1 protein-coding gene and 1 pseudogene are annotated in these 14896 nt (G+C 56.7%); both read left to right on the plus strand.

The genetic code is table 11. The features are described from left to right. Positions 1–115 precede the first annotated feature (115 nt). Positions 116–14052, plus strand: a pseudogene (locus KQH55_RS16565) (amino acid adenylation domain-containing protein). 487 nt (positions 14053–14539) lie between these two features. Next, the coding region (locus KQH55_RS14570) for an aromatic amino acid lyase (RefSeq protein ID WP_235091500.1) at positions 14540–14896 on the plus strand (357 nt) is incomplete at its 3' end.

The raw sequence follows: 14896 nt of genomic DNA on the forward strand, positions 1-14896 counted from the left end.
TCGCGCTCACCCAAACTGTCCATGATCACGCTGAAACGCCGTCCACCATCAGCCTGATTCGACCGTCCATGATCGCTGAAATACGCACCCTGACTATATGGTGCCGGCCGCCTTTGTGCGGCTCGATGCGTTGCCGTTGACGCCCAACGGTAAGCTGGATCGGCGTGCGCTACCGGAGCCAGACGCCGACGCGCTTGCGCATCACGCATATGAAGCACCACGAGGCGAACTCGAAGCCACGCTGGCGGCCATTTGGGCGCAGCTATTGGGCGTCGAGCGTGTCGGCCGGCATGACAGTTTCTTTGCGCTTGGGGGCCATTCGTTGCTTGCGGTGCGTTTGATGAACCGGGTCAGGGCTTTGGGTGCTGACGTGCCGCTCCCGACCCTGTTCGCATCGCCGACGCTGGCCGCGTTTGCGGCGGTGGTGAGTGTGCAACTGGACCAGCCAGTCAATGCATTGCCTGAGATCACATCGATCTCACACGAAGGCGGCTTGCCGCTGTCGTTCGCGCAGCAACGGCTGTGGTTCCTCGCGCAATTTGAGGGCGTGGATAGCACCACCTATCATATCCCGCTCGCACTGCGCTTGTGTGGGCCGCTCGATCAAGCCGCGTGGCAGCAAGCACTCAATGCGGTATTCGCGCGTCATGAAGCGCTGCGCTCGACGTTTGTGAGCGTCGATGGCCAGCCACAGGTGCAACTGCTGGGGCCCGACGTGGGTTTGCCGCTGCTCTGGCATGATCTGCGCGGTGCGCCCGATGCCGACGCGCAGCTGGCGCGCTTAAGTGCTGATGAAGCGCAGACGCGGTTCGATTTGGCGCATGGCCCGCTGATTCGCGCGCAGATGGTGCAGCTTGCTGATAACGAACATCGGTTCTTGCTCACACAGCACCATATTGTGTCGGACGGCTGGTCGTTCGGCGTGCTGGTGCGAGAATTGAGTGCACTTTATGCCGCCTGTTGTGCCGGTGAGGCCAATCCGCTGCCGCCGCTAAGCATCCAATATCCAGACTATGCGGCTTGGCAACGGCAATGGTTGTCAGGTGAGAAGCTCCAGCATCAAAGTGACTATTGGCGTAAGGTGCTGGCCGATGCACCGGTGTTGCTAGAGCTGCCCACCGATCGGCCCCGTCCCGCACAGCAATCGTTTGCCGGCGCGCAGGTGCCGGTGTACATCGACGCAGAAACGACGCATGCACTTAAACGCATAAGCCACAGGCACGGCACGACATTGTTTATGACGGTGCTCGCTGCGTGGAGCGCAGTACTGTCGCGCTTGTCGGGACAGGACGATGTGGTTATCGGCACACCGAGCGCCAACCGCAATCACCCTCAGATCGAACCGCTGATCGGCTTTTTTGTTAATACGCTCGCGTTGCGCATGGATTTATCCGGTGAACCGGACATCACTGAATTACTCGCGCGTGCGCGACAATGCACGTTGCAAGCGCAAGCACACCAGGATTTGCCGTTCGAGCAGGTCGTCGAAATTGTGCAGCCGCCGCGAAGACTCAATCATACGCCGCTATTTCAAGTGATGTTTGCGTGGCAGCAAAACGCGATCGACGCATGGAAGTTGCCGGGCCTGCAAGTGCAGCCGGTTGAGCTAAGCTGTGATGCGGTCAAATTTGATCTCGAGTTGAGCCTACAAGAGGCCGGCGACGTAATTGTTGGGCAATTGGAGTACAGCACCGCGCTGTTTGACCGCTCTACGATTGAACGGCATGTTGGTTATTTGCAGGCGATGCTGTACGCGATGGTCGCTGATGCACGCCAATCAGTGGCGAGGATTGAGCTGCTTGCGCCAGAAGAACGCAAACTTGTGCTTCAAAGCTGGAACGCCACGCAAAGGGACTATCCAGCTCACTTGTGCATTCACCAATTGTTTGAAGCACAAGTCGCTCGTTCACCGGATGCGACTGCACTGATATATGATAAAAAGACAGTCAACTACGCGGAGCTGAACGCGCGAGCTAATCGTCTCGCGCATCAGCTAATTGAGCGGGGTGTGCAGCCCGATACACGGGTGGCAATTTGTGTCGAGCGCTCTACAGCAATGGTCGTGGGGCTACTCGCAATTTTGAAGGCCGGGGGCGCTTATGTGCCGCTCGACCCTGCCTATCCGGCTGAGCGTCTTGCTTATATCCTTTCGGATTCCGCGCCAACGATTGTGCTGGCCGATGCAGCGGGCTACGCCGCGCTCGGTGACGCTGCGCTTGCCTCCTGCACCGTGCTCGACCCAAATGTGCTGCCAGCGTTGCCCGATACTAATCCACAAGTGTCCGGGCTGACTGCTCGTCACCTTGCATATGTGATCTATACGTCTGGCTCGACTGGTGCCCCAAAAGGCGTGATGGTTGAACATCGAAGCGTTGCGAATCTGGTAACGGCGGCGGCGCAAACACTTGAGCTGACCGCACAAGATAGGATGCTGCAGTTTTCCTCGCTGTCTTTTGATACTTCAGTGGGGGAAATTTTTACTTTTTTAACGCATGGCGCCGCTGTAGTACTGAGTACAAAGGTATGGTTGACCGAAGGCCATCAGTTTTGGAAGCTTTGCAAGGCCAATCGCTTGAGCGTAGTTGACTTACCGGTTCAATTTTGGTCCCAGCTAGTCCAGGAAAAAGCTTCCGTTGCAGACAGTGTGCGTGCAATTCTAATTGGTGGCGAGGCCTTGAGTGTATCGGCATATGATGCATGGTTTGCCGGCACAGGCCATCGGCCACGCTTGCTGAACGCGTATGGCCCCACTGAAACGACGATTGCCGCCACGATACACGAGGTCAACGATGAGTATGACAGCTGGCGTGCGATGGGTCGCCCGCTGGCTAACACACGACTCTATATTTTAAACGAGCACAGCCAACCAGTGCCGTTGGGTGCGGTCGGGGAGCTGTATATCGGCGGCGTGGGCGTGGCGCGCGGCTATTTGAACCGGCCCGAGCTCACGGCCGAGCGCTTTGTGTGCGATCCGTTCTCATCTGTAACCGACGCGCGAATGTACAAGACCGGTGACTTAGCCCGTTATTTGCCCGACGGTACCCTGCAATTTCTGGGCCGTAACGATCATCAGGTCAAGATCCGCGGTTTTCGCATTGAGCCGGGTGAAATTGAAGCGCGTCTGACTGAGCATCCACAAGTGCACGACGCGGTGGTACTTGCACGCGGCGAGGGTATTGAGAAGCGGCTGGTCGCGTATGTGGTCGCCAAGCCTGACGAAAACCTCGTGAGCACGCTGCGTGCGCATGTGGCCGATTGCTTGCCCGAATACATGGTGCCGACCGCCTTTGTGCGGCTTGATGCTTTCCCATTGACACCAAATGGCAAGCTCGATCGGCGTGCACTACCCATGCCGAGTGACGACGCGTTTGTCCACCAGGCGTATGAAGCGCCGCAAGGCAAGGTTGAAACCGTACTTGCGGATATCTGGGCCGAACTACTTGGCGTTGAGCGTGTGAGCCGCCATGACAGCTTCTTCGCACTGGGTGGTCAGTCGTTGCTTGCGGTGCGTTTAATTGAGCATCTCAGGCAGCGGGGGCTCGGCCTGCCGGTGCGTGCGTTGTTTGAAACGCCCACGTTGAATGCGTTAGCCCAATCGGTTGGACAGCATCATGACGTGACAGTACCGCCGAACGTGATCACGCCCGAGACGACAGCGCTCATCCCGTCGATGCTGCCGCTGATTAACCTAACACAAGCCGACCTTAACCAAATCGTTGCTCAGACACCGGGTGGCATCACGAATATTCAGGATATTTACGCACTGTCGCCATTGCAGGACGGTATTCTGTTTCATCACCTGCTCGCCAGTTGCGGCGATCCCTATTTGCTGACCACCCAGTTGGCCTTTGATAACCGGGCTTTACTGGATCGTTATTTGCATGCGGTGCAGCAAGTCGTTAACCGACACGACATCTTACGCACCGCGTTTATTTGGCAAGGGTTGTCCACGCCCGCGCAGGTCGTCTGGCGGCATGCGCCGCTGTCGGTCATAGAGCTGGTATTAAGTCCTGCCGACGGACCGATTGCCGAGCAACTTGCCCAACGGTTTGATCCTCGTCAACATCGGCTCGATTTAACACGAGCGCCTTTGCTACGCTTCGTAGTCGCGCAGGATATCGATGGTCGATGGCTGATGGTGCAGCTGATGCATCATTTGATTGGTGATCACTCAACGGGGGAAATGACGCATGCGGAAGTGCAAGCGTTTCTCGAAGGCCGAGGCGACGCGCTGCCGCCTGCGCAACCGTTCCGTAACCTAGTTGCGCAGACACGCTTGAGGCTCAGTGAAGACGAGCATACGCGCTTTTTTACCGACATGCTCGCCGATGTTGACGAGCCGACGCTGCCGTTTGGGCTGGCCGACGTGCATCGCGATGGTGACCAGGTCACCGAAGCACACTGGATGTTGCCGCAGGCATTGAACGATCGGCTGCGCATTCAAGCCAAGCGCTCAGGTGTAAGCTTGGCCAGCTTATGTCATCTCGCGTGGGCGCGAGTGCTCGCATGTGCTAGTGGCCAACATCAGGTCGTGTTCGGCACGGTGCTGCTTGGCCGAATGCAGGCAGGCGGTGGTGCGGACCGGGCGCTCGGGTTGTTTCTCAACGTACTGCCGTTGTGCGTCGATTTAAACGGTAGTGTACGCGACAGCTTACATGACACGCACGCGCGGCTCGCCGCGCTGCTTGAGCATGAACATGCGTCGCTCGCGCTCGCGCAGCGCTGCAGTGGCGTGCCGGCGGGCTCGCCACTGTTTAGTGCGCTGCTTAATCATCGGCACAATTCACCCTCGTCTGGTGAGAATAAAACAGCGGCCGGTATCGAATTTTTGGGTGCACAAGAGCGAACCAATTATCCGCTTACCCTATCGGTAGAAGACTTCGGTACTGCGCTGGGCCTGACCGTGCAGGTTGTGCAACCGATCGACCCGGACCGTGTGTGCGGATATATGCAGCAGGCGCTGGCAAGCCTTGCTAAAGCATTGGAGCAGGAGCCAGACGCGCCGGTGCAGCAGCTCGAAGTGCTACCCGAAGCTGAGCGCCAATTATTGCTTGAAACGTGGAACGCAACGCAGCAGGCGTATCCGGCGCACTGGTGCATCCATCAAATGTTTGAGGCACAGGTGGAGCGCACGCCTCAAGCTACAGCGCTGGTGTATGAAGAGCAAACACTGAGCTATGCTCAGTTGAATGCACAGGCCAATCGCCTGGCGTATCAGCTCATTGAATCGGGCGTCAAGCCGGACGCACGCGTGGCGATCTGTGTTGAGCGCTCGCCGGCGCTGGTGGTGGGGCTGTTGGCGATTCTAAAGGCGAGCGGCTCGCGCATATCCTAGCCGATGCTGCACCTGATATTGTGCTAGCCGATGTGGCGGGCCGTGCCGCGCTCGGTGACGCGGCGCTCGCCCAGCGCACGGTGCTCGATCCCAATGCGCTGCCAGATCGGGCGCACACGAATCCACCAGTACCGGACCTCACCGCCCGTCATCTTGCATATGTGATTTATACGTCTGGCTCGACCGGTATGCCCAAAGGGGTGATGGTCGAGCACGCGCAGGTGACGCGGCTGTTTGACGCGACACAATCTTGGTATCACTTTGATCAGCATGACACCTGGTGCCTGTTCCACTCCTTTGCTTTCGATTTCTCCGTCTGGGAGCTGTGGGGCGCGTTACGCTACGGTGGCAAACTGATTATTGTGCCTCATCACATTGCCCGCTCTCCCGACGCTTTCTACCAGTTGGTTTGCGAGCAGCGTGTCACCGTATTGAACCAGACGCCCAGTGCGTTTAAGGCATTGATCGCCAGCCAAGCCCAAAGCGCCTTATCGGATCGATTACGCTATGTAATCTTTGGCGGCGAGGCGCTAGAGCCGACCGCTTTGCAAGCTTGGTACGCCACGCATGACGAATGCCGTCCGCAGTTGGTCAACATGTATGGGATTACCGAAACCACCGTACATGTGACTTATCGGCCACTTCGACAACAAGATAGCAAGCAAGCGGGCAATCCGATTGGTGTACGGATCCCCGACTTAAAAATTTACTTGCTTGACGTGCATGGACAGCCGGTGCCGTTGGGCGCGCTCGGGGAATTATATATTGGCGGCGCGGGGGTCGCACGAGGTTACCTGAATCGGCCTGAACTGACGGCCGAGCGTTTCATGCCCGATCCGTTCTCAGACCAGCCCAATGCGCGGATGTACAAGACGGGGGATTTGGCTCGGTACCTGCCCGATGGCAACCTAGAGTTTCTGGGCCGTAACGACCATCAAGTTAAGATCCGCGGCTTTCGGATTGAATTGGGCGAGATCGAGGCGTGCCTGGTGCAGCACGCGCAGGTGTGCGATGCAGTGGTGCTCGTGCGGGGCGACGGCATGGATAAGCGGCTTGTCGCGTACGTGGTGGCAGAGCCGGATGAGGTGCTGGCTAGCACGCTGCGCGCGCAGGTGGCCGCTCGCTTGCCCGAATACATGGTACCAGCGGCGTTTGTGCGATTGGATACATTGCCGTTGACGCCGAATGGCAAGCTGGATCGGCGTGCACTGCCTGAACCAGACGCTGCGGCGCTTGCGCATCACGCCTATGAAGCGCCGCAAGGCGAACTGGAGACGACGCTGGCGACGATCTGGGCCGAGTTGCTTGGTGTCGAGCGAGTCGGTCGGCACGACAGCTTCTTTGCGCTGGGCGGCCATTCGCTGCTTGCAGTGCAATTACTCGAGCTTCTCCGACGCCGAGGATTCGGGCTGTCCGTACGGGCGCTGTTCGACACACCGGTGCTCAGTGCGCTGGCCCAGTCGCTAGTCCAGCACCAACATTGCGAAGTGACGGTGCCCGCTAACGTCATCACGCCCGAAACTACCGTGCTTACCCCCTCAATGTTGCCGCTGATTGAGCTGACGCAGGCTGACATTGACCGGATTGTCACGCAGGTGCCCGGTGGTGTTGCCAATATCCAAGACATTTATGCGCTCTCGCCACTGCAGGACGGCATTTTGTTCCACCATCTGCTGGCGAGCGACGGCGATCCGTATTTGCAGATTGCGCAATTGGCGTTTGATACGCGAGCGCGGCTCGATCAGTATCTGGAGGCGGTCCAGCAGGTCATTAATCGACACGACATTTTGCGCAGCGCGTTCGTGTGGGAAGGTGTGTCGACGCCCGCACAGGTGGTCTGGCGCCATGCGACGCTGTCGGTGACCGAACTCGCTCTACACGCCGATGACGGGCCGATTATTGAACAGTTGACGCGACGCTTCGATCCCCGTCATTTTCGCCTGGATTTGACTCAGGCACCGCTGATGCGCTTTGCAATTGCGCAAGACACCGATGGCCGCTGGTTAGCAGTCCAGTTGATGCACCATCTGATTGACGATGTTTCTTCGTTGCAGATTATGCACTCAGAAGTACAGATGTTTATTGCGGGCCAGGGCCAGGCACTGCCTGCTGCGCAGCCGTTCCGTAACTTGGTGGCACAAGCACGCCTGGGGCTCAGTCAAGAAGCACACAAGCGCTTCTTTACCGAGATGCTTGCTGACGTGGAGGAGCCGACGCTGCCGTTCGGCCTGACGGAGGGGCATCATGGCGACGCGGAAGTGACCGGGGCGTATCGCAGGTTACCTCCGTCGTTGAACGACCGGCTACGTTTGCAGGCTCGGCATTTGGGGGTGAGCCTCGCGAGCCTATGCCATTTGGCGTGGGCACAAGTGCTCGCACGCGCGAGCGGTCAACAGTCTGTGGTGTTTGGCACGGTGCTGTTTGGGCGGATGCATGCCGGTGACGGTGCGGCCAGCGCGATGGGACTGTTTATCAACACGTTGCCGCTGCGTATAGAGTTGCACGGTAGTGTGCAAGATAGTGTACGGGCCACGCACGCGCGGCTCGCTGCGCTGCTCGAGCATGAGCACGCGTCGCTTGCGCTTGCGCAGCGTTGCAGTGGGGTGCCGGCTGGTACGCCGCTCTTTAGCGCGCTACTGAACTACCGACACAGCGCGATGGATCTGGGCGAGCGCAGCATTCTACCGGGTGTCGAGCTGCTGGGATCGAAAGAGCGTGACCACTATCCTATCGGGCTATCAGTCGAAGACTTTGGACAAGGGTTGGGCCTAACCGCGAAGGTCGTGCAACCGATTGACCCCGACCGGGTGTGCGGATATATGCAGCAGGCGCTGTGTGGCTTGGTTGAGGCCCTCGAGGCAGCGCCCGAGCAGCCAGTACGGCAGTTGGAGATATTACCCAGTGAGGAGCGGACTTTATTGCTTCAGACATGGAATGCGACGCAGCAGGACTATCCAGCCCATCTGTGCATTCATCAATTGTTTGAGGCGCAAGTCGAACTCGCGCCCGACGCGACGGCGCTAGTGATCGAAGACCAAACACTCAGTTATATGCAACTCAATGCGCAGGCCAACCGCCTCGCACACCATTTACGAGATTTAGGCGTAGGTCCTAACTGTCATGTAGCGCTGTACGCGCAGCGTGACCCGCAAACGCTGGTTGGTATGCTCGCTACGCTCAAGGCTGGTGGTGCCTATGTACCGCTAGACCCGGCTTATCCACCAGAACGGTTGGCGCATATGGTTGCAGACAGCGCGCCAATAGTCCTGCTTAGCGTGGGTAAGCCGCATACTGCGGTGACGCAAGGTTTAAGAGCTGGTGTACCAGTGCTGGATTTGCACAAGGATACGGCGCAGTGGGCGCACCAAAGCATAAATAATCTTGGTATGCATGAGTTGGCTTTAAATACGAAAAATATAGCCTACGTGATTTATACGTCGGGTTCAACAGGCCAGCCTAAAGGAGTAATGGTCCCACACCAAGGCGTGGTGAATCTTGTTACGGCAATGGCGCGTAAACTCGGTATCACTGCGCAAGACCGGATGCTGCAATTTGCTTCGCTGTCTTTTGATACGTCGATTGAGGAAATCTTCAGGCCTTTGACACAGGGCGCTGCACTGGTGCTGCGCACCGATGCGTGGCTGGTTGGAGGCCAGCGGTTTTGGGCGCTTTGTGACGCGAACCGCGTGAGTGTGGTGAATTTGCCTGTTCAATTTTGGGCACAGTTGGTCCAAGAAAGGGCCCCTGTTGCGAAAAGTGTTCGCACAATTATCGTTGGCGGAGACGCATTGAACGCGACGGCATGCGAGGCATGGTTTGCCGGCAATGGTTACCGGCCGCGTTTGTTGAATTTTTATGGCCCGACCGAAACGACAGTGACTGCTATCGTGCATGAGGTTACCCGCCATGAAAGCAGCTGGCGCATTATTGGCCGGCCCATTGATAACACGCGACTTTATCTCTTGGATGCTTGCAGACAAACGGTTCCTGTGGGCGCGGTCGGTGAACTATATATTGGTGGCGCTGGGGTTGCACGCGGTTACCTGAATCGGCCTGAGTTGACCGCCGAGCGCTTTGTGCCGGATCCGTTCTTAGATGAAGTCGATGCGCGCATGTATAAAACTGGTGACTTAGCGCGCTACCTGCCTAATGGCAACCTAGAGTTCCTGGGGCGCAACGATGACCAAGTCAAGATCCGAGGTTTTCGCATCGAGCCGGGCGAGATCGAGGTGTGTCTAGTTCGGCATTCTCAGGTGCGCGACGCGGTGGTGCTTGCCCGCGGTGAAGGCGGTGACAAACGGCTCATTGCATATGTGGTCGCTGAATCGGATGAGTGTCTTGCGACTACACTGCGTGCGCATGTGGCCGCGCACTTGCCCGAGTATATGGTGCCAGCGGCGTTTGTGCGGCTGGATGCATTCCCGTTGACGCCAAACGGCAAACTTGACCGGTGTGCACTGCCCGAGCCAGACGCCGACGCGTTTGCGCACCAGGCGTACGAGGCGCCGCAAGGTGAGTTGGAAACTGTGCTCGCAGCAATATGGGCCGAGTTGCTCGGTGTTGAGCATGTCAGTCGGCATGATAGCTTTTTTGCGCTGGGGGGGCATTCGCTGCTGGCGGTGCAACTGATTGAGCGCCTGCGGCGCCGGAACTTGGGCTTGTCGGTGCGTGCATTATTTGAAAAACCGACGTTGAGTGCGCTGGCGCAAACGCTGAGTCAGCACCGTGAAGTGGCGGTGCCATTGAACGTGATCACGTCTGATACCGCTGCGCTGACACCCGAGATGTTGCCATTAATCGATCTCACGCAAGCCGATATTGACCGGATTGTTGAGCAGGTGCCGCACGGTGTGGCAAATATCCAGGACATTTATGCACTGTCACCATTGCAAGATGGCATGCTGTTTCACCACCTGCTTGCCAGCGATGGTGATCCGTATCTATTGATTGTGCAGTTGGCTTTTGATAGCCGTGCGCGGCTCGATCAGTACCTGAACGCGCTACAACAAGTGATCCATCGGCATGACATACTGCGTACCGCATTTGTCTGGCAAGGCTTATCGGTTCCCGCCCAAGTGGTGTGGCGTCATGCGTCATTGTCGGTCACCGAATTGACTTTGGATCCAGTTAATGGGCCGATTGCTGAGCAATTGGCGCAGCGCTTTGACCCCCGCCAATACCGCCTTGATTTGACGCAGGCGCCACTGCTGCGCTGTGCCGTAGCACAAGATACCGACGGTCGCTGGCTACTGGTGCAGTTGCAGCACCATCTGATCGGCGATCATTCGACGTTGGAGGTGATGCACACGGAGATACAGGCGTTCATCGAAGGTCAAGGCCAGGCCCTATCAGAGGCGCAGCCGTTCCGCAATCTAGTTGCGCAGGCGAAGCTAGGCATGAGTGAAGATGAACATGCGCACTTTTTTACTGAGATGCTCGCCGATGTTGACAAGCCGACGCTGCCGTTTGGGTTGACAGAAGTGCATCACGATGGTGCGCATCCGAGTGAAGCATACTGGGTACTGCCACAGACATTGAACGATCGGCTGCGCGCGCAGGCGAAACGCTTGAAGGTGAGCCTGGCCAGCTTGTGTCATGTGGCATGGGCGCAGGTGCTCGCGCGCGCGAGCGGCCAATTGCAGGTAGTGTTCGGCACGGTGCTGTTCGGGCGGATGCAAGGTGGTCGTGATGCTGACAGCGCGATGGGGCTGTTTATCAATACGTTGCCGCTGCGCGTGGGATTGCATGGCAGCGTGCAAGACAGCGTGCGAGAGACTCACGCGTGGCTCGCTGCGCTGCTCGAGCATGAACATGCATCGCTCGTGCTTGCACAACGTCATAGTGGCGTGCCAGTGGGCGCGCCACTGTTCAGTGCGCTGCTCAATTACAGACACCATGCAACACCGTCAGATGTGCCGAACTTGCCCTCGGGGATCAAACTGCTTAGCGCTCGAGAGCGTACTAATTATCCGTTGAGCTTGTCGGTTGAGGATGATGGGCAGGCGTTGGGTCTCACGGCACAGGTCGCGCAGTCTCTCGATCCCGATCGTGTATGCGGATATATGCAGCAGGCGCTGGCAAGCCTCGCCAAAGCATTGGAGCAGGAGCCAGATATGCCGATGCAGCAGCTAGAGGTGCTACCCGAGGCTGAGCGCCAATTGTTGCTTGAAACGTGGAACGCAACGCAGCAGGCGTATCCAGCGCACTTGTGCATCCATCAAATGTTCGAGGCGCAGGTGGAGCGCACGCCTCAGGCTACAGCGCTGGTGTATGAAGAGCAGACATTGAGCTATGCTCAGTTGAATGCACAGGCCAATCGCCTGGCGCATCAGCTCATTGAATCGGGCGTCAAGCCGGACGCACGCGTGGCGATCTGCGTCGAGCGTTCACCGGCGCTGGTCGTCGGATTGCTGGCGATCCTCAAAGCCGGGGGCGCGTATGTGCCGCTGGCCCCCACCTATCCTGGCGAGCGCTTGACGCACATCCTCGCCGATGCGGCCCCGAGCATTGTACTGGCCGATGCGACCGGGCGCGCTGCGTTGGGCGAGGCGGCGCTCGCGTCTTGCACGGTGCTCGATCCGACCACCCTGCCGGCGTTGCCGGACACCAATCCCTCGGTAGCCGAGCTGACGGCCCAGCATCTGGCGTATGTGATCTATACGTCCGGCTCGACCGGCATGCCCAAGGGCGTACAGAGTGAGCACCAGGCGCTTATCAATCGTCTGGTGTGGATGCAACAAGCTTATGGTTTGACGACGGCCGATCGTGTACTTCAGAAAACACCTGTTAGTTTTGACGTGTCTGTCTGGGAGTTCTTCTGGACTTTACTCCATGGCGCTACCCTGGTTGTGGCGGCACCCGATGTGCATAAAGATCCGGCTGCCTTGATAGAGTTGATTACTCGGCAGCGCATCACGACGGCTCATTTTGTGCCGTCCATGCTCAGCATGTTTTTGCACAATGAAGGGGTTCAGCACTGTACGTCTGTGAAACGGCTGATTTGCAGTGGCGAAGCGCTGCCAGGGGCGAGTGTGCGGCTTTGCCAAATGCTGTTACCGAGCGCGCAGCTGTATAACTTGTATGGTCCGACGGAAGCGGCAATTGACGTGACGGCCTGGACTTGCCCGGCAAACTATACAGAGGACATCGTGCCAATCGGCCGGCCGATAGCGAACACGCGCGTTTATCTGCTCGATGTGCACGGCCAGCCGGTGCCACTGGGTGCGGTCGGCGAGCTGTATATTGGTGGCGCGGGCGTGGCACGCGGCTATCTGAACCGCCCAGAGCTGACCGCTGAGCGCTTTGTGCCGGATCCGTTCTCCGATGACGCGGGTGCACGGCTGTATAAGACCGGAGATTTGGCGCGTTACCAACCGGACGGCAATATAGAATTCTTAGGGCGCAATGATGATCAAGTCAAGATTCGCGGTTTTCGGATTGAACCGGGCGAGATCGAAGCGTGCTTAACGGCGCACCCGCAGGTGCGTGATGCGGTGGTGCTCGCGTGCGGTGAAGGCTCGGATAAGCGGCTGGTTGCATATGTGCAGGCCGAAGCGGATGAGCAGCTTGCGAGCACGCTGCGTGCACAAGTAGCGGCGAGCTTGCCTGAGTATATGGTGCCCAGTGCGTTTGTGCGGCTCGATGCGTGGCCGCTGACACCGAACGGCAAGCTCAATCGGCGTGCGCTGCCTGCACCGGATGATGACGCGCTGGCGCATCAAGCGTATGAAGTACCACAAGGCGAGCTGGAGACGACGCTCGCGGCGATCTGGGCCGAGCTATTGGGTGTGGAGCGTGTAGGGCGGCACGACAGCTTCTTTGCGCTCGGGGGCCACTCGCTGCTGGCCATGCGCCTGATCAATCGTGTACGCACAGCGTTAGGGGTTGACCTTGCTATTCGCACGCTGTTTGAGGCACCCACCCTCGCAGGCTTAGCACGCCATTTAGTTAAGTATGACGGGATGCAAGAAAACTCGTTTTCCGTTCTGCTTCCTCTTAAACCTATAGGCAGCCGTCCTGCTCTTTTCTGCGTTCATCCTGGATTGGGTTTGAGCTGGAGCTATATGGGTCTGTCTAGTTACCTTCACCCGGATCAGCCCCTCTATGGCTTGCAGGCTCGCGGGTTCGATGGAACAAGTCCGCCTGCGGCTACCTTTGACGAGATGGTGTCAGACTATCTTGAACAAATGCGCCGTGTCCAGCCCAAAGGGCCTTACTGCTTATTAGGATGGAGCTTCGGCGGTATTGTGGCACATAGCATGGCTGTTCGACTCGGATACCAAGGGGAAAAAGTGACGTTGCTAGCGTTACTGGATAGTACTCCTTTTGTGGGCAGCAAAGCCCTTGTAGAGAAAAGAAATCAACTTGATCAGGCGATGGTTAGGGATGGGCTTGCCTACCACTATGGCAATGAGTTAGTCTCGGCGATGGATAAGCATTTATTGGAAAACGCAGATAAAATTGCAAGGAACATTTTGCATATTGTCGAAAATTATTCTCCACCGCAGTATGGTGGGGATGCGCTATTGTTTCGAGCCACGGTAGCAGAGGTTGGAGATGAAACACTAGTTTCTCCTGAGGAGTGGAAACCGTATGTGCTGGGAAATATGGAAGTTTATGATGTCCGTTGCAGTCATGAAGAAATGCTCAGTCAGGAACCAGCGACAGTAATTGGCGAAATTCTAGCTAGTAGGTTGGATGAACTGGCAGATAAATAAACCCAAGGAGAGACTGATGCAGTACAGTAGGATTTTACAGAAGAATATTGCTAAGCCTGCTGCTGAGTATGTCGTTCCTTGCTCGTATATGGCTTGCACTTGTCGGGTTGGCTTATACGATAAAGGGCGAGAAGTTTGCTATTTGTATCGCTTGCGTTGCGCGTACAGTCATCACTTGTGCCAACAAGGTAATAGCTCTCCCGATATCGTTTTAAAAAATGAGTTAACCGTGAGGGTGCAGTGCAGAGCGGGGCGGCTGGTAACTGCCAAATTTAAGTATTTCAATAATTGTTCGTGGAGTGTCTCGGATCGCCTGATTGGTTACGGTGATGGCGTTAATATTAAAAAGCGCAGTGCATCAATTTTGAATTATTTGTGATATTTAGATTGATTGAATGAGGGCTGGATTTGTGTCGGGTCCTGAAGTAAGTATTTGGTGAGTTAAAAGTGGTAATAATTTTTTGAAAAAAGGTCGATTGTGTATAAAATGCTGGAAATTACAGGTGAACCCATAAGGGTAAATGACGTTGCCAGGGTGGCATATGATTTTAATATTCATGTTTGCCTTGGTCAAAAAGCATGCAAGTCTATTGTTGAATCCCGCAAATTGCTTGACAATCTTATTTTGCAGGGGAAGGTGATTTATGGTGTAAATACAAGTATGGGGGGATTTGTTAAATACCTTATCCCAGAAAAGTATGCGACGCAAACGCAAGAAAATCTTATTGCGGCAGTCGCAACAAATGTTGGTCCATACTTTGATGATGCTGTGGTTCGAGCGACGATGTTAACACGTATCAACTCGCTTGCTCGAGGAGTATCTGCAATTTCACTAGAAAATATT

This window comes from Mycetohabitans sp. B3, assembly GCF_021498065.1.
In the GTDB taxonomy this organism is placed as follows: domain Bacteria; phylum Pseudomonadota; class Gammaproteobacteria; order Burkholderiales; family Burkholderiaceae; genus Mycetohabitans.